The sequence below is a fragment of the Faecalibacterium hominis (ex Afrizal et al. 2022) genome, from assembly GCF_049545105.1.
In the GTDB taxonomy this organism is placed as follows: domain Bacteria; phylum Bacillota; class Clostridia; order Oscillospirales; family Ruminococcaceae; genus Faecalibacterium; species Faecalibacterium duncaniae.
On record NZ_CP186860.1, the window covers coordinates 13286 to 39962 of the forward strand.

At 59.1% G+C, this 26677-nt stretch carries 22 protein-coding genes and 1 tRNA gene; 18 read left to right on the forward strand and 5 right to left on the reverse strand.

Going from position 1 to position 26677, the window contains the following annotated elements; genetic code table 11:
- Positions 1 to 17: 17 nt before the first annotated feature.
- Together ACKXGA_RS00100 and ACKXGA_RS00105 are read right to left on the reverse strand one after the other, a co-directional pair.
- Positions 18 to 710 (reverse strand): sigma-70 family RNA polymerase sigma factor, encoded by a 693-nt coding sequence (locus tag ACKXGA_RS00100; protein ID WP_423729795.1) that lies wholly within the window; start codon positions 708 to 710, stop codon positions 18 to 20.
- 345 nt (positions 711 to 1055) lie between these two features.
- Positions 1056 to 1922 carry a sigma-E processing peptidase SpoIIGA gene (locus ACKXGA_RS00105; RefSeq protein WP_423729796.1) on the reverse strand — a complete coding sequence of 289 codons (867 nt, stop codon included), beginning with the start codon at positions 1920 to 1922 and terminating at the stop codon, positions 1056 to 1058.
- 491 nt (positions 1923 to 2413) lie between these two features.
- On the opposite strand from ACKXGA_RS00105, the gene ACKXGA_RS00110 reads away from it, so the two are divergent.
- From ACKXGA_RS00110 to ACKXGA_RS00150, 9 genes are all read left to right on the forward strand, one after another.
- Positions 2414 to 2490 (forward strand) — tRNA-Asn (locus ACKXGA_RS00110).
- Positions 2491 to 2962: 472 nt separating this feature from the next.
- Positions 2963 to 5320: a peptidase domain-containing ABC transporter gene (locus ACKXGA_RS00115; protein ID WP_423729797.1), complete on the forward strand. Its 2358-nt coding sequence runs from the start codon at positions 2963 to 2965 to the stop codon at positions 5318 to 5320.
- Positions 5321 to 5430: 110 nt separating this feature from the next.
- Positions 5431 to 5838, forward strand: a complete 408-nt coding sequence (locus ACKXGA_RS00120) for a microbial anti-inflammatory protein (RefSeq protein WP_423729798.1) — start codon at positions 5431 to 5433, stop codon at positions 5836 to 5838.
- A gap of 708 nt (positions 5839 to 6546) precedes the next feature.
- Complete coding sequence (locus tag ACKXGA_RS00125) at positions 6547 to 6912, forward strand: endonuclease domain-containing protein (RefSeq protein WP_097770588.1); 366 nt, start codon at positions 6547 to 6549, stop codon at positions 6910 to 6912.
- Between the two features lie 179 nt (positions 6913 to 7091).
- Positions 7092 to 7547, forward strand: coding sequence for a hypothetical protein (locus ACKXGA_RS00130; RefSeq protein ID WP_035393983.1), 456 nt, complete (start codon positions 7092 to 7094; stop codon positions 7545 to 7547).
- A gap of 1 nt (position 7548) precedes the next feature.
- A complete protein-coding gene (locus ACKXGA_RS00135) occupies positions 7549 to 8661 on the forward strand; it encodes an HlyD family secretion protein (RefSeq protein WP_117477314.1) in 1113 nt (370 codons plus the stop codon).
- Positions 8662 to 8697: 36 nt separating this feature from the next.
- Positions 8698 to 10200, forward strand: coding sequence for an Ig-like domain-containing protein (locus ACKXGA_RS00140; protein WP_423729799.1), 1503 nt, complete (start codon positions 8698 to 8700; stop codon positions 10198 to 10200).
- 143 nt (positions 10201 to 10343) lie between these two features.
- On the forward strand, positions 10344 to 11381 hold the full coding sequence (locus ACKXGA_RS00145; RefSeq protein WP_423729800.1) for an SPFH domain-containing protein: 1038 nt from the start codon (positions 10344 to 10346) through the stop codon (positions 11379 to 11381).
- The gene (locus tag ACKXGA_RS00150) at positions 11381 to 11581 is read left to right on the forward strand and encodes a PTS ascorbate transporter subunit IIC (RefSeq protein WP_005932170.1); all 201 of its coding nucleotides are present in this window, start codon (positions 11381 to 11383) and stop codon (positions 11579 to 11581) included. Before ACKXGA_RS00145 ends, ACKXGA_RS00150 begins: the two co-directional genes overlap by 1 nt.
- 147 nt (positions 11582 to 11728) lie before the next feature.
- On the opposite strand, the gene ACKXGA_RS00155 is transcribed toward ACKXGA_RS00150, so the two are convergent.
- From ACKXGA_RS00155 to aroF, 3 genes are all read right to left on the reverse strand, one after another.
- Positions 11729 to 12826 carry an FAD:protein FMN transferase gene (locus ACKXGA_RS00155; RefSeq protein ID WP_423729801.1) on the reverse strand — a complete coding sequence of 366 codons (1098 nt, stop codon included), beginning with the start codon at positions 12824 to 12826 and terminating at the stop codon, positions 11729 to 11731.
- Entirely contained in the window at positions 12823 to 13245 is a 423-nt protein-coding gene (locus tag ACKXGA_RS00160; protein ID WP_097772399.1) for a DUF3783 domain-containing protein, read from the reverse strand. The genes ACKXGA_RS00155 and ACKXGA_RS00160 overlap by 4 nt, the downstream gene beginning before the upstream one ends.
- 116 nt (positions 13246 to 13361) lie before the next feature.
- A complete protein-coding gene (gene aroF / locus ACKXGA_RS00165) occupies positions 13362 to 14375 on the reverse strand; it encodes a 3-deoxy-7-phosphoheptulonate synthase (RefSeq protein ID WP_156066304.1) in 1014 nt (337 codons plus the stop codon).
- A 211-nt stretch (positions 14376 to 14586) separates the two neighbouring features.
- On the opposite strand from aroF, the gene ybaK reads away from it, so the two are divergent.
- The 9 genes from ybaK (at position 14587) to ACKXGA_RS00210 (ending at position 26568) form a co-directional block, all read left to right on the forward strand.
- Positions 14587 to 15069 carry a Cys-tRNA(Pro) deacylase gene (gene ybaK / locus ACKXGA_RS00170; RefSeq protein ID WP_005932182.1) on the forward strand — a complete coding sequence of 161 codons (483 nt, stop codon included), beginning with the start codon at positions 14587 to 14589 and terminating at the stop codon, positions 15067 to 15069.
- A 469-nt stretch (positions 15070 to 15538) separates the two neighbouring features.
- Entirely contained in the window at positions 15539 to 16039 is a 501-nt protein-coding gene (gene purE, locus ACKXGA_RS00175) for a 5-(carboxyamino)imidazole ribonucleotide mutase (protein WP_005932189.1), read from the forward strand.
- Positions 16040 to 16048: 9 nt separating this feature from the next.
- A complete protein-coding gene (gene purF, locus ACKXGA_RS00180) occupies positions 16049 to 17527 on the forward strand; it encodes an amidophosphoribosyltransferase (protein ID WP_097772396.1) in 1479 nt (492 codons plus the stop codon).
- Positions 17528 to 17531: 4 nt separating this feature from the next.
- Positions 17532 to 18578, forward strand: a complete 1047-nt coding sequence (purM, locus tag ACKXGA_RS00185; RefSeq protein WP_117505235.1) for a phosphoribosylformylglycinamidine cyclo-ligase — start codon at positions 17532 to 17534, stop codon at positions 18576 to 18578.
- A complete protein-coding gene (purN, locus tag ACKXGA_RS00190) occupies positions 18572 to 19168 on the forward strand; it encodes a phosphoribosylglycinamide formyltransferase (RefSeq protein WP_423729802.1) in 597 nt (198 codons plus the stop codon). The genes purM and purN overlap by 7 nt, the downstream gene beginning before the upstream one ends.
- A gap of 176 nt (positions 19169 to 19344) precedes the next feature.
- Positions 19345 to 20145 (forward strand): IMP cyclohydrolase, encoded by an 801-nt coding sequence (locus tag ACKXGA_RS00195; protein ID WP_035393990.1) that lies wholly within the window; start codon positions 19345 to 19347, stop codon positions 20143 to 20145.
- 24 nt (positions 20146 to 20169) lie between these two features.
- Positions 20170 to 21351: a phosphoribosylaminoimidazolecarboxamide formyltransferase gene (locus ACKXGA_RS00200; protein ID WP_117477307.1), complete on the forward strand. Its 1182-nt coding sequence runs from the start codon at positions 20170 to 20172 to the stop codon at positions 21349 to 21351.
- Between the two features lie 203 nt (positions 21352 to 21554).
- Positions 21555 to 22856: a phosphoribosylamine--glycine ligase gene (gene purD, locus ACKXGA_RS00205; RefSeq protein ID WP_423729803.1), complete on the forward strand. Its 1302-nt coding sequence runs from the start codon at positions 21555 to 21557 to the stop codon at positions 22854 to 22856.
- A gap of 19 nt (positions 22857 to 22875) precedes the next feature.
- A complete protein-coding gene (locus ACKXGA_RS00210; protein WP_423729804.1) occupies positions 22876 to 26568 on the forward strand; it encodes a phosphoribosylformylglycinamidine synthase in 3693 nt (1230 codons plus the stop codon).
- Positions 26569 to 26677: the final 109 nt, after the last annotated feature.

Consider the following 26677-nt stretch of genomic DNA (forward strand, 5'->3'; position numbering starts at 1 on the left):
ATGGGAATTGTTAGCAGCTACTCCCGCTCCAGCACCTCTTTCAGCTGACGGATGATCCGCTTTTCCAGCCGGGAGATGTAGCTCTGGCTGATGCCAAGGGCATCGGCGGCTTCCTTCTGGGTGTGCTCCACGCCGTCCACAAGGCCGAAGCGCAGCTCCATGATCTGCCGCTCCCGGGGGGCCAGCTGCTCCACGGAGCGCCGGAGGGTGGCACGCTCGGCGGCCTGCTCCAATTGCAGGCCCACAAGGTTCTCGTCGCTGCCCAGCACGTCCGAGAGCAGCAGCTCGTTGCCGTCGCCGTCGGTGTTCAGGGGCTCGTCGATGCTGGCCTCCTGCCGCCGGTTGGAGCTTTTGCGCAGGTACATCAGGATCTCGTTGCCGATGCACCGGCTGGCGTAGGTGGCCAGCTTGATGTTCCGCGCGGGTGTAAAGGTGTTTACCGCTTTGATCAGCCCGATGGTGCCAATGGAGATCATGTCCTCCTGTGGCACACCGCTGTTCTCGTACTTTTTGGCAAGGTAGACCACCAGCCGCAGGTTGTGGGTGATGAGGTCATCGCGCGCGGCGGCATCCCCCGCCATCATCCGGGTCAGCAGGGCCTTTTCCTGTTCCGGTGTCAGCGGCGGCGGCAGGCTGGGCCCGCCGTTGATGTAGTGGGCGGTGGAAGGGGATAATAAGTGAAAAAACAGCCATTTGATAAAATTGAACATGATGAGACCCCTTTGTAGGATAGTAATGGATAGGCTCTGTCTTTGTCCAACCTCTCAGTCGCAGGCTTCGCCGCGACAGCTCCCCTAGTAGGGGAGCCCTTGGCATGGCGGAAAGCTCGCCCTCTTTGCCAAGGCCGCCCCTATTAGGGGCGGTGGCATCCCGTAGGGATGACGGTGGGGTTTAACGCCAGCAGCGGCTCCCGGCTTAACCCCCCAGTCACCTGCGGCGACAGCCCCCCTAGTAGTGGGGCCCTTGGCATGGCGGAAAGCTCTGCCTTTCACCTGTTAGGCAACGACGACCGCCGCCAGTGGCGGAAACAGGAAGAGGTTGTATGGAAGTGCAGCCTACCCATGCGCCAGGCTGCTGACGGTTTCGCTCCCCACCAGCACTTCCCACCCATCAGGCGGCGGGGGGAGGTCGGCGAAGGCGGCATAGAGGTGCTCGGCCATGCCCTGCCCGGCGGGGGAGCCGGTGCAGCACAGGCTGGCCGGGACGGCCGGCAGGATACAGTGCCCGGCCACGGTGGTGCAGGGAACAAGGCGCACTCCCAGCGCCGGGACGGGCAGGGGAGCGGCCCCGGCAAAGTGCTGCTCCAGATAAGTACCCAGGGCGGGCGGCAGGCGGCCCTGCACGGCACCGAACCGCACCAGCACCACCGCCCGGCCCGAAAGCGGTTCCTGCACCGAAAAGCCGGTGTCGCAGAAGGCCCGGACATCCAGTGCTGTGTCTGCCACGGTGAGCCGGGCGGGGAACACCTGCCCGCCGCCCCGGCCCAGAAAGCGGAGCACCCCCTGTACAGCCAGCACCACCCCGCCCGCGCCCGCCAGCAGTGCCCCCGGCGAAAGGGGCAGGTAGATGCAGCCGTTGTTGGTCTGTGCCCCGGGCAGCAGCAGCGCCCCCGCCAGCAGCAGATTCCCCGCGCAGAACCACCCCACAAGCCGGGCAAAGCATCGGCCCCCGGGCCAGCCGTAGGCGGCGGCCACCGTGAGGGCGGCGGTTGACACTTTATATAAGAGCGCGGCAGCGTCTGGTGCTTCCGGGGCCAGCAGGGCCAACGAGGAAGCTGCCCCCGCTGCCCCGCCCAACAGCAGCCGCCCGGTCCGGCACTCCACCCCGGCCAGCAGCCCAGCCGCCAGCAGGAACAGCAGCGTGAGCGCAAAATTCGTCAGCAGCAGGACATCGAGGTAGATCACAGTCTTGATGGGCGGCACCTTCTTTCTGGTAGATATCAGTGTAGCAGGAGGTGGGGGAGAAAGAGGGCGAAGGAGAGGCTTTGCTTTTGCATAAAACCTCTCAGTCGCGGGCTTTGCCGCGACAGCTCCCCTAGTAGGGGAGCCCTTGGCATACCGTCGCGTTTTCGGGGGCTGGCGCTTCGCTCCTGTTTGCCCTGCTGGCGCAAAGTCTTTCCCTTGCGGCAGATGATGATTTTGGAGCCGAAGGCGAATCAATCGAAAAACGAATCTCCTGCCAAGGCCTCCCCTACTAGGGGAGGTGGCATCGAGCGTTAGCGATGATGACGGAGAGGTTGTATGGGAGGGACAGCCTGACCTTTCGCTGCTGCAAGGCTTTGACTGAGAGGGTTGAGCCCTTTTGAAAAACTTTTTTCACAAATTTCCAAAAAAGGCTTGCAAAAGGGAGCGGGAAGAGTTATAATACATCTCGCAGTCAATTGTGCGCTGCGCAATTGCGTTTTGAAAGATGTGCCTCTTTAGCTCAGTCGGTTAGAGCACCTGACTGTTAATCAGGGTGTCGCCTGTTCGAGTCAGGCAAGAGGCGCCATTAGGCGGCGAGGGCAACTTCGCCGCTTGTTTTTTAACCGGGTGTTGTAACCAATCTGAGACTTTTTTCACAAAATCTTCAAAATTAATGGTTTCTTAAAAAATGTCCTCTTGAAGATGCTGTCAGATTGTGGTATACTACACCCAAACCTTGGAACAGTTTTTAAACGTTCTGTGGTGATTGACTCAGATCAAAGGGTAGGCGCTCCCTTCTTTTGATAGCAGCGGACTTCTGCTTTGCCCTGGTTCTCCGCAGGGCAGGGCAAAGCAGAAGGCTATGCGCTGTTAAACCGGAGTGCAAAAAGAAAACCTTTTTCATTTGTCAGACCTACGGTCAAAACAACAGCAAACTGGGGCTTGTGTAAACAGACCGGGTGTGCTAGAATAAAAGCCGTAGTTTTGAAATAGACACAGTACATTGAAAAAGAGATCGTTTGCTTTTGGTTGTCGGTCTCTTGTAAAGGAAACATCGTATGCGTTATACCTATGTGCGGCAGCACGATTCTACGGACTGCGCGGCCGCTTCACTCGCAATGGTGTGCCTCCATTACAAAAAGGAAATCACCATCACCCGCCTGCGGGATATGATGGGAACCGACATGAAAGGCACGAACCTCGTTGGCCTGCAGAAAGCAGCCAATGAGCTGGGCTTCAGCACGGCGGCTGTCCGTGTTGACCGCGAAAACTTTTTAAGCGATTTCACACTGCCCGCAATTGCGCAGGTCATTACCGACCAGGGCTTGACCCACTTTGTGGTCATCTTCAAAAAGACGACCATCAAGGATGACGATGCCCGCCGCAAGCATGTGGTGCAGGAAGAAGAACGCAAGGCTGATGCAAGCAAAAAGTACAAATGCAAGGATTATGTCGTCATCGGCGACCCTGCAAATGAACTGAAAAAGATCAGCCTGGATGAGTTCTATAAAAACTTCACCGGCGTGCTGCTGCTGCTGAACCCCACAGCGGAGTTCAAGGGTGGCACCGGCAAGCATAAGGTGGAGGGCAAAGAGGAAGCCAAGGCAGCCCGCAACAATATGTTGAAGCGGTACATGGATCTGCTGCTTCCCCAGAAAAAGCTGTTTGCTTACGCTATTCTCAGTTCAGTGATCCTGACACTGATCGGCATCGTGTCCACCGTCTTTAATAAGGCAATCATGGACGAGGTGCTACCTTATGGGCTGAAAAACCTACTCATATCGCTCATTGTCGTGTTCAGTGTGGTCAACCTGACCAGCACGCTGCTCTCGACTGTGAGACAGTGGATCCTGATCTTTCTTTCCATTAAAATCGATATCCCGTTGATGCTGGGCTACTTCGAGCATGTGTACAAACTGCCGATGAAGTTCTTTGCATCCCGTAAGACCGGCGAGATCACCACCCGCTATTCCGATGCAAGCACCATCAAATCGGTGCTGACCAGCATTGCAATGAGCGTGGTCATGGACATTGTGATGGCCGTGGGTACAGGCTTTGTCCTGTTCCGGATGAACTCCTCGCTGTTCTCCATTACCCTGTTTACCACCGTTCTGAGCCTGCTGCTCGTCATCATCTTCAAGCAGCCCTATAAGCGGATCAATGAAGAGACGATGGTGCAGTCGGCCGTTCTGAACAGCCAGATGATCGAGAGCCTGCGCGGCATCGAGACCATCAAGTGCAACGCCTGCGAGGATCGCGAGCTGGAAGCTCTTGAGCGTGAATACATCAAGAGCCTGAAGATCAGCCTGCGTTCCAGCAAGATCAGCACCAGCCAGAGCCTGATCTCCAGCGTGATCATGACCGTGTTGAACATGGTCACCACCTATGTGGGCATCACGCAGGTGCTGAATGGCCAGCTGACGCTGGGCGGCTACATGGCGTTCAGCACCCTTTCGGGCTACTTTACTTCTCCGGTGAGCGAGCTCATCAGTATGCAGATGTCCATTCAGGAGGCTTCTATTTCCATGAAGCGACTGACGGAGATCATGGATTATGAATCCGAGCAGGACGATGACCGCGAGTACACCGAGATGGAGAGCATGGAGGGCGACATTGAGTTTAAGGATGTCACCTTCCGGTATGGCAACCGCACCCCGGCACTGGACCACATCTCCTTCACCATCCCGCAAGGGAAAAAGGTGGCGCTGGTTGGTTCTTCGGGTTCCGGCAAGTCCACCATCACCAAGCTCCTGCTCAAGTATTACGAGCCGGAGAGCGGCACCATCAGCGTGAATGGCGTTGATCTGGACGAGTACAGCAATGCATCCGTCCGCCGCTGCATTTCCTATGTCCCGCAGAACGTTGAGCTGTTCAGCAAGACGATCTTCGAGAATATACGCATCTCCCGCCCCGAGGCTACCCTCGATCAGGTACGGGAGGCGGCCAAGAAGGCCGACGCACACGAGTTCATCCGCAGGCTGCCGCTGCAGTACAACACCTATCTGGAGGAAGCCGGCAACGGCCTGTCCGGTGGTGAGAAGCAGCGCATTGCACTGGCCCGTGCGTTCCTGAAGGATTCGAGCCTTTACATCTTTGATGAATCGACCTCCAGCCTGGACTTTGGTACAGAGAATACCATCTTTGATATGATCTATAACCAGCTGGCTGACCGTTCGATGCTGATCGTGGCACACCGCCTTTCCACCATCCGTGACTGCGACCTGATTTTGGTCATGGATCACGGCCAGATCGTGGAGCGCGGCACCCATGACGAGCTGCTGGCAAAGCAGGGCAAGTATTACGAGCTCTGGAACCTGCAGCAGGGCATCTTCCGCCGCAAGAAGGAAGAGCCTGCACCCGTTGCCCCCGCGGCAGTCGTTGAAGAAGACGACGATGGCGAGGCAATGACCTATTAAGTTGCAGCCGAGTGCGCACTCGGTTACATAAATGATCTTTGGATGGATGCGCAGCCGGAAAAAGATCGCCAAAATAAGTTTTTTCATTCATTTGAAGGGAGTAATTCATTATGATGATGCCTGCAAACTACTCTGTTATCGCAGAGAACGAGATGACCTATGTCAACGGTGGCGCTAGCTTTATCGACGCTATCGGCGCTGTTACCGCTCCTATCTGGGGCATTGAGAATGTCAAGCAGTTCAACACCAACATCGTGACTCTGGTTGGCAACACCTTCCTGCAGTCCACCGTTGACCGCACCATCGGTGTCCTGTTCAGCGGCAATACCACCTGGAAGGAAGTCGGCAACATCGGCAAGAACCTGTTCGGCCACAATGTTAAGGGCGGCAAGATCGAGAAGAACAACTTTGGTGACTACGTCATGAACGCTCTGGGCATTGCTGCTGCTGTCTACAACCTGGGCGTGGCTCCCACCAAGAACACCGTCAAGGAGACTGCTGTTACCTTCACTGTCTAATTAGACGTGATCTGAAATTATGAAGCGTTGAGGAAACTGCACCGCCCTACTTGTTAGCGCGGGGCAGACAACAATGCCTCGTTATGGTGTGCCAGGAGGCGTGTGCCTCCTGGCACACCTTATTTTTATGTTGCTTATCGCGTTGCGGTAGGCAATTGTGTGTGGTAGAAGATTATGTTTATCCTTACAGGAATGCTCTTTACATAGTGACACTTTATCGCTGTGTGAGTGGCTTACCGTGAGCATCCTCACCCTCTCAGGCGCTTTGCGCCAGCTCTCCCGAAGGGAGAGCCCTTGGCATAGCGCAGTGTACGGTGGGTTTCCCTTTGCGTAGTGTGAACGCAGACTTGCCCACAGTGCAGGGAGTGAGTCATTCTGTCAAAACCTCCCACTTTGGGGGAGGTGGCAGCGCGTGTGCGCTGACGGAGAGGGTGAGCCCGGTAGAGGTATAAGCTATAGTGACACTTTATCGCTGTGTGAGTGGCTTACCGTGAGCATCCTCACCCTCTCAGGCGCTTTGCGCCAGCTCTCCCGAAGGGAGAGCCCTTGGCATAGCGCAGTGTACGGCGGGTTTCCCTTTGCGTAGTGTGAATGCAGACTTGCCCACAGTGCAGGGAGTGAATCATTCTGTCAAAACCTCCCACTTTGGGGGAGGTGGCAGCGCGTGTGCGCTGACGGAGAGGGTGAGCCCGGTAGAGGTATAAGCTGATGAAAAAGACGACAGTTGTCAAGAATAATGACATGCTGGATGTAGCCCGAAGACTTCGGAGGGAAATGACACCACAGGAGCAACGGCTTTGGTATGTTTTCTTGCGGAAATATCCGGTAAAATTCTACAAACAGCGGATCATTGAATCGTTTATTGTGGATTTTTATTGCGCGGATGCAAGATTGGTTATTGAACTTGACGGCTCACAGCATTATACTGAACAGGGGAAAGCTTACGATGAGGAACGAAGTGCTATCCTGCATGGCTATGGCTTGAAAGTTTTACGGTTCTCTAATCGGGATGTTAACAATCATTTTGATGCTGTATGCGAGACCATTGATAGGGAAGTACAAATTCGGATATAAAAGCAGCTGTGACCCTTTTTGTCAAGAGCTCCCACTTTGGGGGAGCTGGCAAAGCCGTTAGGCTTTGACTGAGAGGGTGAGGCCGCTTTGAGGAGAGTCTTTGGCAAAACGGTAAAAAAGAATCTTTGACCCCAGACAATTGCTTATTGCAAACAAAAAAGAAACAGGTGGACATTATTATGAGAGAGATCCAAGTTGCAGAAAACAAGACCCTGAAGCTGACCAACGTTCTGGCACGCAAGATCGATGCCAGCGAGCTGGGCAACCTGGGCGTGATCCTGACCCAGATGCAGAACTTTATCAAGAGCCACAGCGCCATGCCGGTTGGCCCTGTGATCCAGTGCGTCAAGTTTACCTCCGGCCCCAACCCGGAGCCGCAGATCTATTTTATGATGCAGGTCAACCAGCTCATCCCCCGCCTGGAGCCGGGCTACGAGCAGGACGCTGTGCTGCGGGTGAAGGGCTGCCTGTACGCCCACTTCACCGGCCCCATGGACCACAGCAGCCTTGCCAGCCAGAAGCTGAACATCTATGCCTACGAGCACGAGATCGAGCTGACCGGCACCACCTACAGCATCTACGTCAATCAGGACAGCGAAAACGGTGTCATGGACGTTTTTATGGAGACGAAGTAATATGACCACTCGCATTCAGAATCTTTCCGACCTGCAGGACCGCCGCATTATGATGGAGAAGAAGCTGCCGGCCTTTGGCTACGCGCTCATTCTTCTGGTGGCTTTCCTCATGGTGTTTCTGGTGATCTGGAGCACCCAGAACAAGCGCACCTACGTCAGCCAGTCCACTGGTTCAGTGCAGGCGGCCAACAAGACCTATATCATGTCCAGTTACTCCGGCTCCATCACCGAGCTGAACATCTCGGAGGGCAGCTATGTCACCGAGGGCGACCTCATCGCCCACATCAAGAGCACCGATCTGGACATCCAGCAGGACAGCTACCAGAAGCAGCTGGACATCTACAAAAAGCAGAAGAGCCAGTACGAAAAGCTGCTCAAGTCCATTCAGGACGACAAGAACTACTTCAGCGAGACCGACATCGACGATCAGCCCTATTACTACCAGTACGAGAGCTACAAGAGCCAGGTCAGCCAGAAGGCGTTCGACGCTTCGCCCTATCAGGCCGCCGGTTACACCGACGAGCAGATCAAGACCATGATGGAGCAGAACCAGAGCGAGGTGGAGAGCCTGTACTACTCCACCCTGCAGTCCATTTCTGCCAACCTGACCAGCGTGCAGGCCAACATTGACAACATCGAGGCCCAGCTGGATGCCCTGAACACCGGCGCGAACGATTACTACATCTACGCTCCCACCTCCGGTGTCATCCACATGGACACCCCCTACAAGGTGGGCATGGTGCTCAGCGCAGGTTCCGCTCTGGCCACCGTGGCCAGCGAGAACAGCGACCTTGAGATCGTGGCGGCTGTCACCGTCAACGACCGGCCGCTGATCAACGTGGGCGACCCCTGCAAGATCGCCATCACCGGCCTGTCGGAGTATTCCTACGGCACCCTGACCGGCACTGTTACCTCCATCGACAGTGACGTGACCACCAACACCAGCGGGTCTTACTACAAGATGACCATCAAGCCGGATAACACCTATGTCGTGAGCACCAGCGGCGACAAGGTGGATCTTTCCAACGGCATGAGCGTCACCGCCCGTGTGGAGTACGATGAACTGACTTACTTTGACTATGTGATGGAGGCCCTGGGCGTGCTGTTCCGCTAAGCGCCCGCCGATTCCACGCCCAAGAGGTACGAAAGAATGAAACTGAACCCGAAACAGCTGGCCGCCCGCGCGGCTTTGCTGGGTGTGCTGGCCTGTGCCGCCGCCCTGCCTGCGTCGGCTGCCGGCCCTGTTACCACGCCGCTGGCCCTCACGCTGCCCAAGGTGAGCTTTCCCTGGGATAAAGTTACCGCCGAGAGCATCGAGACCGGCAGCTACGATGCCGCCCCGCTGGCGGGCACGGCCCAGCAGCTCTCCCCGGTGACCACCCCCGCCAATGCCGCCAGCAAGAACGGCGTGACCTATGTCTCTGATAACCCCAATGTTGTCTCGGTGGACAGTGAGGGCGTGGCGCAGGCTGTGGGCCTGGGCACGGCCAACATCACCGCCACCTGCGGCGGGGTGAGCTGCACCTATACCATCACCCCCCAGCCGGATGCCAGCATGATCGCCACCGAAATGGATATCACCCTTGCATCCAGCACCATTGCCGTGGGCGAGACCACCAGCCTTTCGCTGGCAGTGCTGCCCACCTCGGCGGCCAACTATATCAACGTCAGCCTGAGCTCTTCCAATGAGAAGGTGGCCACCGTCAACAACTTTGGCAAGGTGACCGGCGTTGCCCCCGGCAAGGCCACCATCACCGCCACGGACGGCAACGTGAGCTGCACGGCCACCGTTACGGTGGTTGCGGCCAACACCAGCACCGTCTCCAGCCAGTCCATCTCCCTGAACACCAACTATGTGGTGCTCAAGCCGGGATCCTCCAAGACCATCACCGGCAAGGTGTCGCCGGCCTCTGCCAGCCAGAGCCTGACCTTCAAGAGCCAGGACAAGAGCATTGCCACCGTCAGCGGTTCCGGTGTCATCACCGGCGTTGCCACGGGTGCCACCTCCGTGGTGGTCTCCAACGGCACCGCCTCCACCTCGGTCACGGTCATCGTCAACCGCACCGCATCCACCTCCGGCAGCAGCAGCGATACCAGCGGTGAGGGCACCGAGGACAACATCACCACCGATGCCACCGTGGCCGCCATCCAGAACGCCGCAGGGGAGGAAGTGTCCCTCTATCAGAGCGACGTGCCCGTCATTACCGGCGAGATCCTGAGCGCCCTGCGCACCACGGGCCGCAGCCTGATCGTGCTGGGTGAGGATTATACCCTGCGGATCGATGGCACCAGCATCAAGAGCACCCAGGGCGGGTTCAGCACCGCCCTGACCTTTGCCCCCGATGAAAACGGCCTGAGTTTCCAGCTGGGCGAAAGCGGTGCGCTGCCCTGCGTGGTGCAGATCACCCTGACCGGTGAGAACGCCGCTTACAGCCGCCTGTATCTGCACAACACTGCCAGCGAAAAGTGGCAGTTCCTGAACAGCTACAAGGATGGCACCATCACCGCCGATACGGCTGGCAGCTACCTACTGACCAACCAGAATCTGCGCTTCACCAATATCAACTGGACCTTCTTCATCGCCGCCGGTGCGCTGACCGTGGTCTGCCTGATCGTGTATATCGCCGTCAAGAAACGGTATTGGTTCTGGTAATTATAACTGTGCGTAGTAAAACCTCCCGCTCATTCGAGTGGGAGGTTTTGTGTTTATCGGAGGTTCTTGACAATCATAATACAATATGATATGATTTTGATATCAGAAAGAAACTTCCGAACCCTGTAAAGGAGGGACATTTTATGGAAGAGAAGATCTTACAGACCAAGAAGAACGGCATGACCATGCTGCTGCTGACCCTGCTGGGCTATGTAGCATCCATTGCTCTGTTCATTTGCAGCATCACCCTGCTGGATGCAGACCGGATGCTTCTGGGCGTGCCGCTGCTGATTTTGTCCATTGCGTATTGGATCACAGGTATTTTCCTGTTCTGCGGCCTTAAAGTGCTAAAGCCGCAGGAGGCGCTGGTGCTCACCCTGTTTGGCGATTACATCGGCACCCTGAAGGGACAGGGCTTTTACTGGGTAAACCCCTTCTGTACCGCCGTCAACCCCGCCGCCGGCACCCGCCTGAGCCAGAGCGGAGATGTGAACAGCAAGGAAACCAACGTGGCTGCGCTGTTTGGCGGTAACGGTCAGAATGCTCAGATGAGCGTCGAGTCCATGAGCAAAAAGATCTCGCTCAAGATGATGACCCTGAACAACTCCCGCCAGAAGATCAACGATTGTCTGGGCAACCCGGTGGAGATCGGCATTGCAGTCATCTGGCGCGTGACCGATACCGCCAAGGCTGTGTTCAACGTGGACAACTACAAGGAATATCTCTCCCTGCAGTGCGACAGCGCCCTGCGCAACGTGGTGCGGGTGTACCCCTATGATGTTTCTCCCAACGTGGATACCACCGGCGACGGCGTAGCCGACGAGGGCAGCCTGCGCGGCTCCTCCGAGGTAGTGGCTGCCCGCATCCGGGACGAGATCCAGAAGAACGTGGCCGAGGCCGGTATCGAGGTGGTGGAAGCCCGCATCACTTATCTGGCCTACGCCCCCGAGATCGCAGCGGTCATGCTGCAGCGCCAGCAGGCAAGCGCCATCATTGATGCCCGTAAGATGATCGTGGACGGTGCCGTGGGCATGGTGGAGATGGCACTGGACCGCCTGAGTGAGAACAAAGTGGTGGAGCTGGACGATGAGCGCAAAGCGGCAATGGTCTCCAACCTGCTGGTGGTGCTCTGCGGCAACCGTGACGCGCAGCCCATCGTGAACAGCGGCAGCCTGTACTGATGGCAGAGCCGAAAAAGCAGATTCCCCTGCGCCTGAATGCGAAGCTCTACGATGCCCTTGCCGCGTGGGCTGAGGATGACTTCCGCTCGGTGAACGGGCAGATCGAGTATCTGCTCACCGAGTGTGTGCGTCAGCGCAAAAAGAACGGCAAGTACGTCTCTGACCAGATCGACGTGCCGCCCGAACTGGATATCAAGTAAAAGAACGACCCTCTCAGTCAAAGCCTGTTGGCTTTGCCAGCTCCCCCGAAGGGGGAGCCTATCGCTGGCCTGGGATAAAGGCAGCATAGCCTCGCCCTTCGGGAGAGGTGGCATTGCGAAGCAATGACGGAGAGGGCCGTTCCTTATTTAATTCGTATGCTCGCTCCACCCGCTGGAGGTGACCACTTCGCCATCGGTGGTGCACCAGAGAGCTTCCACGCCGTCCAGCGATTCCACGAGCTGCTTGCCCTCTTCCAGAGGCAGGCAGAACAGGCCGGTGGTCAGGCAGTCGGCCACACCGGAGTCCGGAGCCAGCACGCTCACGCCGTCAAAGTAGGCGGCGGGCCAGAGGGTGGCCGGGTCGATGAGGTGGTGGTAGCGCACACCGTCCACAACGTAGTAGCGCTGGTAGTCGCCGCTGGTCACAAGGGAGAGGTCACTCATCTTGACTGCGGCCACGGTGGAGCTGCCGTTGGTGTAGACCTCGGAGGAGTTCCACGGGTTTTCCACGCCGCCTACCCACTGGGAGCCGTCCGGCTTGGTGCCGATGGCCCGCAGGTTGCCGCCCACGCTGATGAGGGCACTGGTCAGGCCCCGGGCTTCGGTGGCCTGTGCGGCCTGCTCCACGGCGTAGCCCTTGCCCACGCTGCCCACGTCCAGCGACATGGCCGGATCGGCCAGATAGACCGTTTTGGCATCTTCATCAATGATGAGGTTGGCGATATCGCAGTGCTGTGCGGCGGCATCCAACTCTTCCTGCGTGGGCAGCTGGTTGTTGCTGTCGTTGTCATCGGCCAGTGCAGCCTCGCGGTAGTTGTGCCAGATGTTCAGCACACTGCCCAGCGCAATGTTCAGCTTGCCGCCGGTGGTGTCGTACATGGTCTGGGCCAGCTCCAGCATCCCGAGGATCTTGTCATCCACCGTCACCGGGGCAGTGCCCGCATTGTCGTTGATGGTCTTGATGTTGGTCACGCCATCGTAATCATTATAAATATCATAGAGCTGGTTGTACTCCACAAGGTCGGCGTGGAGTGCGTCCATCTGGGCGGTGAACTCTTCCTCGCTGTCGCAGTAGGCGATGACCTGCGTCACGGTGTCGAACACATCATAGAATACGGTGGAGTAGCGCTGCGGGCCATCGGCGGCGCTGGAGGCGGTGGAGCCGGAGGTGCTGCCGCAGCCAGCCAGCAGGCTCAGGCTGAGCGCAGCCGCCAGCAGGGCAGAAAAAATACGCTTGGTCATCATGCTTTGGCGGTCTCCTTTGCGGCGGTAAAGGCGGTGTGCTCTTCCTGCAGATGTGCCAGCAGGTCACCGAACACCCAGCTCTTGCTGGTGGGGGTCACAACGGCCTTGAGGGGGATGTTTACCTGTGCCTGCTTCATCAGGTCGAGCAGGGTGTCCACATCCTTATCCTTGAAGTTGGCCAGCACCAGCGCCGGGGGATAAGCACCCGGCTCCAGCACCAGAGTGCGGGTGGTTTTGACTTCCACCTCGCCCAGCAGCTGGGCCACGGTCCTGCCTGCATCGGCGGGGGAGACCAGCAGCAGCTTCATCCCGAAAGCGGGGGCCATCCCCTCCAGAATGCCCCGGTCGGCGGCAGAAAGGTTCCAGCCCAGCGCCAGCGGGATGCCGGCATTCTGGTTGCGTGCAATGTGAGCTTTCATAGAAATACCTCGTTTCAAGGGTGAATTCAAAATACACCATAGTATACCATATTTGATGACAAAAGAAAACAACCCCCTCAGTCACGCTGCCGCGTGCCGAGAGGGTCGTTCCATTCTCAGTTCATCTTCTTGCCAAAGAACTCGACTTCTTTGGTGATAAAGCCCATCAGCTCATCGAACTGGTCGGGGGTCAGGCTCTGGGCACCATCGCACTTGGCCTTGGCGGGGTTGTTGTGCACCTCGATCATCAGGCCGTCGGCACCGGCGGCCACAGCGGCCTTGGCCAGCTGGGGCACCATCCAGGCGTGGCCGCAGGCGTGGCTGGGGTCCACCACCACGGGCAGGTGGGTCATTTTGTGGAGCATGACCACACCGGCCAGGTCCAGGGTGTTACGCATACTGGTCTCAAAGGTGCGGATGCCGCGCTCGCAGAGGATAACGTTCTCGTTGCCCTCGGCCATGATGTACTCGGCGCTCATCACAAATTCTTCCAGCGTGTTGGCCAGGCCGCGCTTGAGCAGCACGGGCTTTTTCTGGCGGCCCACGGCCTTGAGCAGCTCAAAGTTCTGCATATTGCGGGCACCCACCTGGATGAGGTCTACATTCTCGAACAGGGGCAGATGCTCGGTGTTCATGATCTCGGTGACGATGGGGGAGCCGGTGGCGCGGCGGGCCAGCTTGAGCAGGTCCAGACCCTCGCTCCGCATTCCCTGGAAGGAGTAGGGGGAGGTGCGGGGCTTGAATGCGCCGCCGCGCAGCAGGGAAGCGCCTGCATCCTTAACGCGCTGGGCGCAGTAGGTGATCTGCTCCTCGCTCTCGATGCTGCAGGGGCCTGCGATGACGGCAAAGCTGCCGCCGCCGATCTTCACGCCGTTGACATCGATCACGCTGTCGTCGGGGTGGAACTTGCGGTTGGCCTTCTTGTAAGGCTCAGACACGCGGCGGCAGGTCTCGACCACGGGGTTGGCCAGCACCCAGCTCTCGGCAATGGCCTTGGTGTCGCCGATCAGGCCCAGAATGTGGGTGTCGCTGCCCTTGGAGTCGTTGATCTGCAGCCCCATATCCTGCAGCTCGTGGCAGAACTCGCGGACCTGTGCGTCGGGGGCATCCTGTTTCAGTACAATGATCATGGTGGTCGTCTCCTTATCCTTCTCACACAAACGGCACAGGAGACCGGCTCCATTGCCGTGATTTATTTTCGTGAAGTTCAGTTTCCTGAAGCATGGGCCTATGATAACACTTCAGGGAACTGAAGTCAAGAGAAATTTTGAAATTTAGGAAAGAAAGTGGTAGAATAGGGGCAGCCTGAGAGGGCAAGGAGTTTACAAGGAGCGATCATCAATGGGAAAAGAAGCAAAAACGAATGCCATGCGCATCCTGGAACGGGCCAAGGTGCCCTATACAGCCCACGAATATGCCCACGAGGAGGGCGTGGCGGTGGACGGTGTGACCGTGGCCGCCAGCATGGGGGAGGACCCGGCCTGCGTATATAAGACGCTGGTGACCCAGGGCAGCAGCAAAAACTACTTTGTGTTCGTCATTCCGGTGGCGGCAGAGCTTGACCTGAAGGCCGCTGCCCGCAGCGTGGGCGAAAAAAGCGTAGCCATGATCCATGTGGCCGATATCAATAAGGTCACCGGCTATGTGCGCGGCGGCTGCAGCCCGGTGGGTATGAAAAAGCAGTACACCACCGTGTTTGATGAAAGCGTGCTGGCTCAAGAAAAGGTCTATGTCTCCGGCGGCCGCATTGGTACGCAGGTGTGCTGCGCACCCGCCGACCTCATCCGGGCAGCAAGGGCAGCAACAGCGAAGATCATCTTCTAAGGTAAAATGCCCTTACTGCCAACGCAATGACGGAGAGACTGTACAGAGCGGGGCCTGCTCAGTGAGATAAAACCTACTTTATTATATTTTCTAAAAAAGTCATACTTAAAAAGAAATACGGTGTCGAAACTGCACAAAACTTTTGAAAGTTTTTTGACGCGGGAGAACACAAGGGAGAAATTGCCCCAAGGGCCTTTGCAAAGTGGAATTTTTGCCGTAAACTGTATGTAGTACAGGGACGGTACCCCGGCGGATGCCGGGTGCCGCCTGAAAAAGCGCAGAGCAAAAGGGGAACTTCAAAGATGAAGATGCTGTCGGGCTTCACAGAACAGAACACCATTCGTGCTGTTCAGGGGCATCGTGCAGCTTTGTGCAAAGCGCTGGGAGAGCATACGCAGAAATAAAGGCCGTGGTGCAGGTGTACCACAGCTTTTTTTTGTTTTGCAGACGGAGAAAGAGAGGTTCGGATATGATTCGGAAAGTTGCAGTGATCATGGGCTCGGACAGTGATTGGCCGGTGGTAAAGGGGGCCTGTGCCCAGCTGAAGGCGCTGGACATCCCCTTTGAGGCACACATCCTTTCGGCCCACCGCACCCCTGCCGAGGCCGCGGATTTTGCCAAAAATGCCCGGGCCAACGGCTTTGGTGTGATCCTGTGCGCGGCTGGTATGGCGGCCCATCTGGCCGGTGCCTTTGCCGCCAACACCACCCTGCCTGTCATCGGTATCCCGATGAAGGGCGGCGCGATGGACGGTCTGGACGCGCTGCTGGCCACGGTCCAGATGCCCAGCGGCATCCCGGTGGCTACCGTGGCCCTGAACGGGGCCAAGAATGCCGCCTGGCTGGCCGCCGAGATCCTGGCCCTGAGCGATGACACACTGGCCGGGAAGCTGGAGGCCGAGCGGGTGAGCATGGCACAGCAGATCGCAGCTAAGGAAGAAAAGCTGCAGAACGAACTGAAAGAGTTGTAAGGAGAACCAATGTCTGATTTTGCATATCCGCTGCACGAGGAATGCGGCGTTTTTGGCATTTACGACCGGGCGGGCACTGAGGATGTGGCCGCTGCCGCCTATTCTGCCCTGTATGCGCTGCAGCACCGCGGGCAGGAGAGCTGCGGCATTGCGGTCAACGATGACGGTGTCATCCAGGGCCACCGCGACCTCGGCCTGGTGAACGAGGTGTTCACCCCTGCCGTGCTGGGCAGTCTTTCCACCCCCACGGCCCACATGGCAACGGGCCATGTCCGCTATGCCACGGCCGGCAGCCGGGTGCGGGCCAACGCCCAGCCCATGATCGTCCGGCATGGCCGGGGCACCATGGCCCTCTGCCACAACGGCAACCTGACCAATGCCCTGGAGCTGCGCCGTCAGCTGGAGAACGAGGGTGCCATCTTCCACGGCTCCTCCGATACCGAGGTCATCTGCTACCTCATCACCCGCAACCGCCTGCGGATGGGCAGCATTGAGACCGCCATCAGCAAGACGATGGATGTGCTGGAGGGTGCATACAGTCTGGTGATCATGTCCGCCACCAAGCTCATTGCAGTCCGGGACCCCCGGGGCTACCGCCCCCTGTGCATCGGCACCCTGCCCGGCGGCGGCTACGTCTTTGCCAGCGAGAGCTGTGCGCTGGATGCTGCGGGCGCGACCCTGCTGCGGGACGTGGAGCCCGGCGAGATCGTCATTGCCGACACCAAGACCGGTGAGCTGCGGAGCATCAAGGATCACTGCGGCCGCCCGGACACCCAGATGTGCGTGTTCGAGTTCATCTATTTCTCCCGCCCGGACAGCATCATCGAGGGCAGCTCGGTGCACGAGGCCCGCAAGCAGGCAGGCCGGTTCCTGGCACAGGAGCACCCCGTGGAGGCTGATGTGGTCATCGGCGTGCCGGATTCCGGTCTGGATGCGGCGCTCGGCTACTCGCAGGAGAGCGGCATCCCCTACGGCATCGGCTTCATCAAGAATAAATACATCGGCCGCACCTTTATCCAGGGCAGCCAGAAGCAGCGCGAAAACAGCGTGCGCATCAAGCTGAACGTGGTGTCCAGCACCGTCAAGGGCAAGCGGGTCGTGCTGGTGGATGACTCCATCGTGCGCGGCACCACCTCCGCCCGCATCATCAAGCTGCTGCGGGATGCCGGTGCAAAGGAAGTCCACTTCCGGGTCTCGGCCCCCCCGTTCAAATACCCCTGCTACTTCGGCACCGACATCCCCGACCAGAAGCTGCTGGTGGCCACGGGCCGCAATGTGGAGCAGATCAATGAGATCATCGGGGCCGACACCCTGGGCTACCTGTCCACCGAGCATGTGGTGCAGCTGGCCAAGAACGCAAAATGCGGTTTCTGCACCGCCTGCTTTACCGGCGAGTATGCCGTGAAGCCGGAAGAGGTGCTTTCCACCGATATCCATGAACGCCACCTGAACGACCGTCCCAAAAACGAGAAAAAGTTAGGAGAGTAAGAAGATGGAAAAGAGCTATTCTGAGAGTTACGCAGCTGCCGGTGTGGATATCACCGCCGGTTACCGCTCCGTTGAACTGATGAAGCAGTATGTTGCCCGCACCATGAACGAACACTGCATTGGTGGTCTGGGCGGCTTTGGCGGCCTGTTTGAGCTGGACTGCACCGGCTACAAGCACCCTGTTCTGATCTCCGGCACGGACGGCGTGGGCACCAAGCTGAAGATCGCCATGATCATGGACAAGCACGACACCATTGGCATCGACTGCGTTGCCATGTGCGTTAACGATGTGATCTGCGCCGGTGCAAAGCCGCTGGTGTTCCTGGATTACATCGCCTGCGGCCGCAACATCCCTGAAAAGATCGCCGAGATCGTCAAGGGCGTGGCCGAGGGCTGCGTGCAGGCTGATTGCTCTCTGGTGGGCGGTGAGACTGCCGAGCACCCGGGCATGATGCCGGAGGATGAGTATGATCTGGCCGGTTTCACTGTGGGCGTTGTGGACAAGGAAAAGATCCTGAGCAACGAGACCATGCAGGCTGGCGATGTCATCCTCGCTCTGCCCTCCACCGGTGTTCATTCCAACGGTTTCTCGCTGGTGCGCAAGATCTTTGATATTGACAACGATCCCGATGTTCTGCACACCACCCCCGCCGAGCTGGGCGGCAAGACCCTGGGCGATGCCCTGCTGGCTCCCACCAAGATCTACGTCAAGCCGGTGCTGAAGGTGCTGGAAGAGGTGGATGTCAAGGGCATCTCCCACATCACCGGCGGCGGCTTCTACGAGAATATCCCCCGCAGCCTGAAGAAGGGCTGCTGCGCCCGCATCAAGAAGGAGGATGTCCGCACCCCGGCGCTGTTCCACCTGATGCAGAAGGTAGGCGGCATCTCCGAGCACGACATGTTCAACACCTTCAACATGGGCGTTGGCATGGTGCTCACCGTTCCTGCCGCACAGGCCGACAAGGCGCTGGAGATCCTCCACGCCAACGGCGAGCCCGAGGCTTACAAGCTGGGTGTCATCGCTGAAGGGGACGGTGTGGAACTGTGCTGAATGTAGCTGTGTTGGTTTCTGGCGGCGGCACCAATCTGCAGGCCCTGCTGGACAGCGAAGCCCGGGGCGAGAACCCCAACGGTAAGATCACGCTGGTCGTGGCCTCCAAGCCCGGTGTCTACGCGCTGGAGCGGGCCGCAAAGGCCGGTGTAGAGGGCGTTGTGGTCCGCCGCAAGGATTACGAGAACAGTGAGGCCTTTGACGTGGCCCTGCTGGAAACGCTGAAAAGCCACAACATCGATCTGGTGGTGCTGGCCGGGTTCCTTTCCGTGCTGGGCCCCAGTGTCATTGAAGCCTATCCCCGCCGCATCCTGAATGTTCACCCGGCGCTCATCCCTTCCTTCTGCGGGCCCGGCATGTACGGCCTGCGCCCCCATCAGGCTGCTCTGGCCCGGGGCTGCAAGGTAACCGGTGCCACCGTCCACTTTGTCAACGAGGAGTGCGACGGCGGCCCCATCCTACTGCAAAAGGCGGTGGAGATCCTGCCCGGCGACACCCCCGAGGTGCTGCAGAAGCGGGTGATGGAACAGGCCGAGTGGAAGCTGCTGCCCAAGGCAGTTGCCATGGTGTGCAGCGGCGAGATCGAGTAAAAAAATAAACTGGCTCGCCCTCTCAGGCCGCTTCGCGTCCAGCTCTCCCAAAGGGAGAGCCCTTGGCAAAACCATGAACTTTGTGTGGACTGCCAAAGCCTCCCACTTTGGGGGAGGTGGCAGCGCGTCAGCGCTGACGGAGAGGGCGAGGTCGTTATCCGTAAAGGAGAACAACAATGGAAAAGATCAACCTGAACGATTATCTGGCCTCCAACGAGTACCCCGGCCGCGGCATTGCAGTGGCAATGGCCCCCGATGGCCGTCAGATGTTCATCGGCTACTTTATCATGGGCCGCAGTGAGAACAGCCGCAACCGCGTGTTCGACCCCGTGCCCGAGCGCGGCGGCATCTGCACCATGGCTGCAGACCCCGACAAGCTGGAGGACCCCAGCCTCATCATCTATAACCCCGTGCTGACCCTGGGCAAGACCCACATCGTGACCAACGGCGACCAGACCGACACCATTTTTGACCTGATGAGTCAGGGCAAGAGCTTTGCCGATGCCCTGCGCACCCGCACCTTTGAGCCGGACGGCCCCAACTACACCCCCCGCATCTCCGCTGTGGTGTACGCTGATGGCAGTTACCAGATGAGCATTCTGAAATCTGCCGACGGCAACGGCGACAGCGTCCAGCGCTATTTCTTTGATTACCCCCAGCCTGTGGCCGGTGAGGGCCATTTCATCAGCACCTACAAGCACAACGGAAACCCCATCCCCAGCTTTGAGGGCGAGCCCCTGCGCTTTGCCTGCCCCCGCACCATCGGCGATTTTGCCCATGGCCTGTGGCAGAACCTGAACCCCGACAACAAGGTCAGCCTGTTTGCCCGCGTCATTGATCTGGACAGCGGCGAGACCGGCGATATGATCTTCAACAAATACGATGCTGTCAACAGCGATCTGGACGACCCCGAGGAGCCTGAACTGCTGCCCGAGGAGCTGGAGCTGCTGGCAAAGCTCGATGCCGAAGCGGAATAACGAAGACTTAAGGAGGATGCATCAATGAACGAACTCGCACTGAAGTACGGCTGCAACCCCAACCAGAAGCCCAGCCGCATCTATATGGAAGATGGCTCCGACCTGCCCGTGACTGTGCTGAACGGCAAGCCCGGCTACATCAATTTTCTGGATGCCCTCAACTCCATCCAGCTGGTCAAGGAGCTGAAGGCGGCCTGCGGTCTGCCTGCTGCCGCTTCCTTCAAGCATGTGTCCCCGGCGGGTGCCGCCCTGGGCCTGCCCCTGACCGATGTGGAGCGCAGGATGTACCACATTGCCCCGGACTTTGAGCTCTCTCCGCTGGCCTGCGCTTACGCCCGTGCCCGCGGTGCTGACCGTATGTCCTCCTTTGGCGACTGGATCGCCCTCTCCGATGTCTGCGATGTGCCCACCGCAAAGCTCATCCAGCATGAGGTCTCTGACGGCATCATTGCCCCCGGTTATGAGCCGGAGGCTCTGACCATTCTGGCCGGTAAGAAAAAGGGCAACTACAATGTGGTGGCCATTGACCCCGACTACAAGCCCGCACCTGTGGAGCACAAGCAGGTGTACGGCATCACCTTTGAGCAGGGCCGCAACGAGCTGACCATCAACGCCGACACTATGCTGACCAACTGGGTCACCGAGAACAAGAGCGTGACCGAGGAGCAGAAGCGGGACCTGATCATTGCCCTCATTACCCTGAAATACACCCAGTCCAACAGTGTCTGCTACACCGCAGGCGGCCAGACCATCGGCGTGGGTGCCGGCCAGCAGAGCCGCATCCACTGCACCCGTCTGGCGGGCCAGAAGGCCGACAACTGGCAGCTGCGCCACATGGACAAGGTGCTGAACCTGCCCTTCCGTGACGATATTGCCAAGCCCAACCGCGACAATGCCATTGATGTGTATATCGGTGACACCCCCGAGGATGTCATCGGCGACGATGTCTGGGCCGAGACCTTCACCGAGCAGCCCGCACCCCTGACCGCGGAGGAAAAGAAAGAGTACCTAAGCCACGTTACCGGTGTCTGCCTGGGTTCCGATGCCTTCTTCCCCTTTGGCGACAACATCGAGCGTGCCCGCCGCTCCGGCGTGACCGCCATTGTCCAGCCCGGCGGCTCTATCCGCGACCAGCAGGTCATTGACACCTGCAATAAGTACGGCATCGCCATGGCGTTCTGCGGCATCCGGCTGTTCCATCACTAAAAGGAAAACTGGTTCGCCCTCTCAGTCAAAGCCTGTCGGCTTTGCCAGCTCCCCCAAAGGGGGAGCCTTTGGCAGCATCCCGTTAGTAGCTGCTGGTGTTAGTGCCAGTCTTGGCTCTCCCTTTGGGAGAGCTGGCGCGAAGCGCCTGAGAGGGTGAGGACGCTGACAGAGAAGCAGAAACGAATATTTTAGGAGATGTTAAAATGGCTAAAAAAATCTTAGTGGTCGGCGGCGGCGGCCGCGAGCACGCCATCATCAAGGCACTGAAGAAGAGCCCGGACTGCGGCGAGATCTGGTGCGCTCCGGGCAACGGCGGCATCAGCTACGATGCCAAATGCAAGAACATCAAGGCTACGGACGTAGAGACCATGGTGGCCTTTGCCGCTGAGGAAAAGTTTGATTATGTGGTCGTGGCGCAGGATGACCCGCTGGCGCTGGGCATGGTGGACGCGCTGGCAAAGGTGGGCATCCCTGCCTTTGGCCCGAACAAGGCCGCTGCCCGCATCGAGGCCTCCAAGGTGTTCTCTAAGGACCTGATGAAGAAATACGGCATCCCCACTGCAGATTATGCCACCTTTGATGACCCCGCCAAGGTCATGGATTACATCAAGGCAAAGGGCAAATACCCCGTGGTCATCAAGGCCGACGGACTGGCACTGGGCAAGGGCGTGTTGATCTGCGAGAACGAGGAACAGGCCGCCGACGGCGTGAAGGAGATCATGCTGGACAAAAAGTTCGGCGCTTCCGGCAACCATGTGGTGGTGGAAGAGTTCCTCACCGGCCCCGAGGTCAGTGTGCTGAGCTTTACCGACGGCAAGGTGGTCAAGCCCATGGTGTCCAGCATGGATCACAAGCGTGCCAACGACCACGACACCGGCCTGAACACCGGAGGCATGGGCACCGTGGCCCCCAACCCCTACTACACCCCGGCCATTGCTGCCGAGTGCATGGAAAAGATCTTCCTGCCCACCATTCAGGCCATGAACGCCGAGGGCTGCCCCTTCAAGGGCTGCCTGTACTTCGGCCTGATGCTCACCCCGGACGGCCCCAAGGTCATCGAGTACAACTGCCGCTTCGGCGATCCCGAGACCCAGGTGGTGCTGCCTCTGCTGGAGAGTGACCTGCTGAAGATCATGGCTGCCTGCACCGAGGGCACGCTGGCCGATACCGAGGTCAAATTCTCCGAGGGCGCGGCCTGCTGTGTCATTCTGGCCTCCGGCGGCTACCCGGTGTCCTATGAAAAAGGCAAGCCCATTTCCGGCCTGACCAACGGCCAGCTGGAAGGGGAGAGCAACATCACAGTCTACCACTCCGGCACGGCACTGCGTGAGGACGGCACGCTGGTCACCAACGGCGGCCGCGTGCTGGGCGTGACTGCAGCTGCGCCCCGCCTGACCGCCGCCATCACGCAGGCATACGCCGCCGCTGAGAAGATCAGCTTTGAAAAGCTGCACAAGCGCACGGATATTGGTATGAGAGCGCTGAAAGCAATCGCTGAACAATAAAAAAGAGGGGGATTCACCCATGGTTTATCGTATTTATGTGGAAAAGAAGCCCGGCTTTGATGTGGAAGCCCAGGGCCTGAAAAATGAACTGGTGAGCCTGCTGGGCATCCAGTCCCTGAGCGGCCTGCGCCTGCTGAACCGCTATGATGTGGAAGGCATCGACGAGGCACTGTTCAACCAGTGCGCTGCCACCGTGTTCAGTGAGCCGCCGGTGGATAACACCTATGCGGAGCTGCCTGAATTCGAGGGCATTTCCTTTGCTGTGGAGTACCTGCCCGGCCAGTTCGACCAGCGCGCCGATTCTGCCGCCGAGTGCATCCAGCTCATCAGCCAGGGCGAGCGCCCGCTGGTTCGCTCTGCCCGTGTCTACCTGCTGGAGGGTTCCCTGACCGAGGAGCAGGTGGCGGAGATCAAGAAGTACGTTATCAACCCGGTGGAGGCCCGCGAGGCTTCGCTGGAGACCAAAGCTACCCTGAAGATGGAGTATCCCGTGCCCACCGCTGTGGCCACGCTGGAGGGCTTCAACGAGCTGGACGAAGAGGGCCTGAAGAAGTTCATCGACGAAAAGGGCCTGGCCATGGATCTGGGCGATATCAAGTTCTGCCAGGAGTACTTCCGCTCTGAGCACCGCGACCCCACCATCACCGAGATCAAGATGATCGACACCTACTGGTCCGATCACTGCCGCCACACCACCTTTGGCACCATTCTGGATGATGTCCAGATCGACGATGCCGTGGTGCAGGCAGCGTTTGACCGCTACATGGCCATGCGCGCCGACCTGGGCCGTGAGGAGAAGCCCCGCTGCATGATGGATCTTGCCACCATCGGTGCCAAGGAGCTGAAGAAGCAGGGCATCCTCAAGAATCTGGACGAATCCGAGGAGATCAACGCCTGCACCGTCAAGATCAAGTGTGATGTGAACGGCAAGGATGAGGACTGGCTCTTCCTCTTTAAGAATGAGACCCACAACCACCCCACCGAGATCGAGCCCTTCGGCGGTGCGGCCACCTGCATCGGCGGTGCCATCCGCGACCCGCTGTCCGGCCGCAGCTATGTCTATCAGGCCATGCGTGTGACCGGCGCAGGCGACCCGCTCAAGCCTGTCAGCGAGACCCTGCCCGGCAAGCTGCCCCAGCGCAAGCTGGTGACCACTGCCGCTGCCGGTTACTCCTCCTACGGCAACCAGATCGGCCTTGCCACCGGCCAGGTGGATGAGATCTACCACCCCGGCTATGTGGCAAAGCGGATGGAGATCGGCGCTGTGGTGGGTGCGACCCCCGCTTCCCATGTCCGCCGCGAGTGCCCCGCCCCCGGGGATGTCATCGTCCTGCTGGGCGGCCGCACCGGCCGCGACGGCATCGGCGGTGCCACCGGCTCCTCCAAGGCCCACAATCTTGGCAGCCTGGACCACTGCGGTGCCGAGGTGCAGAAGGGCAATGCGCCCATCGAGCGGAAGCTCCAGCGCCTGTTCCGCCGTGAGGATGCCTGCAAGATGATCAAGCGCTGCAACGACTTTGGTGCGGGCGGTGTTTCCGTTGCCATCGGCGAGCTGGCCGACGGCCTGTATATCGACCTGAACAAGGTCACCAAGAAGTATGACGGCCTGGACGGCACCGAGCTGGCCATCAGCGAGAGCCAGGAGCGCATGGCTGTGGCCCTTGCCCCCGAGGATGTGGACAAGTTCATCGCCATTGCCACCGAGGAGAACCTTGAGGCTACCCCCGTGGCAAAGGTCACCGAGGAAAAGCGCCTGAACATGGTGTGGAACGGCGTGTCCATCGTCAACATCAGCCGTGAGTTCCTGAACTCCAACGGTGCGGAGAAGCACCAGAACGTCCATGTGGAGCAGGGTACCGTCTGGCAGCCCCAGTGGGCCGGCATCACCTTCAGCCAGAAGATGAAGAACATGGTGGGCGACCTGAACATCTGCAGCAAGAAGGGCCTTTCTGAGCGGTTCGACAGCACCATTGGTGCCGCCACCGTCCTGATGCCCTTTGGCGGTGCTCACCAGCTGACTCCCCAGAACGCCATGGTGGCAAAGCTGCCCGTGGATGGCGAGACCAACACCTGCTCCGGCATGGCCTGGGGCTACAACCCCTACCTGATGAGCGCCAACCAGTATGTCGGCGCACGGATGGCCGTGGTGGACAGTGTCACCAAACTGGTGGCCTCCGGCTTCCGCTATGAGGATGCCTACCTGACCTTCCAGGAGTACTTTGAGCGCCTGGGCACCAAGCCCGAGCGCTGGGGCAAGCCGCTGGCCGCTCTGCTGGGTGCTCTGGATGCCCAGATGGGTCTGGGCATTGCCTCCATCGGCGGCAAGGACAGCATGTCCGGCTCCTTCGAACAGCTGGATGTGCCCCCCACGCTGGTCTCCTTTGCCACTGCCATCGGCAAGGCCAGCAAGGTGGTCTCCACCGAGTTCAAGAAGCCCGAGAGCACTGTTGTCCTCATCCGGCCCATTCTGGACCCCGAGACCGGCTGCCCCAACTTCTTCTCCCTGAAGGCAAACTACAAGATCGTGGAGCAGATGATCGAAGAGGGCATGGTGGCATCTGCCTGCGCCGTGGGCTACGGCGGCATTGCCGAGGCCCTGTTCAAGATGGGCCTGGGCAACCGCATCGGCTTCAAGATGCGCGCTGATATGCCCACCCACCGGATGTTCGAGCCCATGTACGGCTCCATCGTGCTGGAAATGGTCTCTGATTCCCCCGCAGGCGAGCTGCTGGGCGAGACCACCAGGGAGTATACCTTTGAAAGCTGCGGTGAGACGCTGGATATGGCAGAGCTGCAGGAGATCTGGGAAAGCAAGCTGGAGCCTGTGTACCCCTACCGCAAGGCAGGCCCCACTGTGGAAAAGATCAACGGCAGGCTGAACGCCCCTGCTGCCCCCAAGATCGGTGTGGCAAAGCCCAAGGTGATCATCCCCGTGTTCCCCGGTACCAACTGTGAGTACGACACCGCCAAGGCCTTTGCCCGCGCCGGTGCTGACCCTGAGATCCTGGTCATCCGCAACCTGACCCCGGCGGACGTTACCGCCAGCTGCGAGGCACTGGTCAAGGCCATTGGCGAGAGCCAGATCGTGATGCTGCCCGGCGGCTTCTCCGGTGGCGACGAGCCGGACGGCAGTGCCAAGTTCATCGCCTCCTTCTTCCGCAGCCCTGCGGTCACCGAGGCGGTCCGCGACCTGCTGCAGCACCGCGACGGCCTGATGCTGGGCATCTGCAACGGCTTCCAGGCCCTGATCAAGCTGGGTCTGGTGCCCTACGGCGATATCCGCCCCATCACGGCCTATGACCCGACCCTGACCTTCAACACCATCGGCCGCCACCAGAGCATGCTGGTGCGCACCCGCGTTGCATCCACCGGCAGCCCCTGGCTGTCCCACTGCGATGCAGGCAGCGAGTACGAGATCGCCATCAGCCACGGCGAGGGCCGCTTTGTGGCACCCCAGAACGTGCTGGATCAGCTGGTTGCCAACGGCCAGATCGCTACCCAGTATGTTGATCTGGAGGGCGAGCCCACCATGGATCAGCGCTACAACCCCAACGGCTCTCTGCTGGCCATTGAGGGCATCACCAGCCCGGACGGCCGCGTGTTCGGCAAGATGGGCCACTCGGAGCGCAGCGGCGAGTACCTGTACAAGAACGTCACCGGCGATAAATATCAGCCGATCTTTGAGGGCGGCGTAGACTATTTCAAGGTTTGATGGTAGAATAGAGAAAAACTCCTTCCGTCATCGCTGACGCGATGCCACCTCCCTCTTCGAGGGGGCTGTCGCCGGAAGGCGGCTGGGGGAGTTACTTTCAGGAGGAAAC

Bases quoted from the DNA above. Each gene is read 5' to 3' on its own strand.
- purM (WP_117505235.1), top strand. From the start codon at position 17,532: ATGGAAAAGAGCTATTCTGAGAGTTACGCAGCTGCCGGTGTGGATATC.
- ACKXGA_RS00140 (WP_423729799.1), top strand. From the start codon at position 8,698: ATGAAACTGAACCCGAAACAGCTGGCCGCCCGCGCGGCTTTGCTGGGT.
- ACKXGA_RS00195 (WP_035393990.1), top strand. From the start codon at position 19,345: ATGGAAAAGATCAACCTGAACGATTATCTGGCCTCCAACGAGTACCCC.
- ACKXGA_RS00100 (WP_423729795.1), bottom strand. From the start codon at position 710: ATGTTCAATTTTATCAAATGGCTGTTTTTTCACTTATTATCCCCTTCC.
- ACKXGA_RS00160 (WP_097772399.1), bottom strand. From the start codon at position 13,245: ATGAAAGCTCACATTGCACGCAACCAGAATGCCGGCATCCCGCTGGCG.
- ACKXGA_RS00145 (WP_423729800.1), top strand. From the start codon at position 10,344: ATGGAAGAGAAGATCTTACAGACCAAGAAGAACGGCATGACCATGCTG.
- ACKXGA_RS00125 (WP_097770588.1), top strand. From the start codon at position 6,547: ATGAAAAAGACGACAGTTGTCAAGAATAATGACATGCTGGATGTAGCC.
- ACKXGA_RS00150 (WP_005932170.1), top strand. From the start codon at position 11,381: ATGGCAGAGCCGAAAAAGCAGATTCCCCTGCGCCTGAATGCGAAGCTC.
- ACKXGA_RS00115 (WP_423729797.1), top strand. From the start codon at position 2,963: ATGCGTTATACCTATGTGCGGCAGCACGATTCTACGGACTGCGCGGCC.
- ACKXGA_RS00210 (WP_423729804.1), top strand. From the start codon at position 22,876: ATGGTTTATCGTATTTATGTGGAAAAGAAGCCCGGCTTTGATGTGGAA.
- purF (WP_097772396.1), top strand. From the start codon at position 16,049: ATGTCTGATTTTGCATATCCGCTGCACGAGGAATGCGGCGTTTTTGGC.
- ACKXGA_RS00200 (WP_117477307.1), top strand. From the start codon at position 20,170: ATGAACGAACTCGCACTGAAGTACGGCTGCAACCCCAACCAGAAGCCC.
- ACKXGA_RS00155 (WP_423729801.1), bottom strand. From the start codon at position 12,826: ATGATGACCAAGCGTATTTTTTCTGCCCTGCTGGCGGCTGCGCTCAGC.
- purE (WP_005932189.1), top strand. From the start codon at position 15,539: ATGATTCGGAAAGTTGCAGTGATCATGGGCTCGGACAGTGATTGGCCG.
- ACKXGA_RS00120 (WP_423729798.1), top strand. From the start codon at position 5,431: ATGATGATGCCTGCAAACTACTCTGTTATCGCAGAGAACGAGATGACC.
- purD (WP_423729803.1), top strand. From the start codon at position 21,555: ATGGCTAAAAAAATCTTAGTGGTCGGCGGCGGCGGCCGCGAGCACGCC.
- aroF (WP_156066304.1), bottom strand. From the start codon at position 14,375: ATGATCATTGTACTGAAACAGGATGCCCCCGACGCACAGGTCCGCGAG.
- ybaK (WP_005932182.1), top strand. From the start codon at position 14,587: ATGGGAAAAGAAGCAAAAACGAATGCCATGCGCATCCTGGAACGGGCC.
- ACKXGA_RS00135 (WP_117477314.1), top strand. From the start codon at position 7,549: ATGACCACTCGCATTCAGAATCTTTCCGACCTGCAGGACCGCCGCATT.
- ACKXGA_RS00130 (WP_035393983.1), top strand. From the start codon at position 7,092: ATGAGAGAGATCCAAGTTGCAGAAAACAAGACCCTGAAGCTGACCAAC.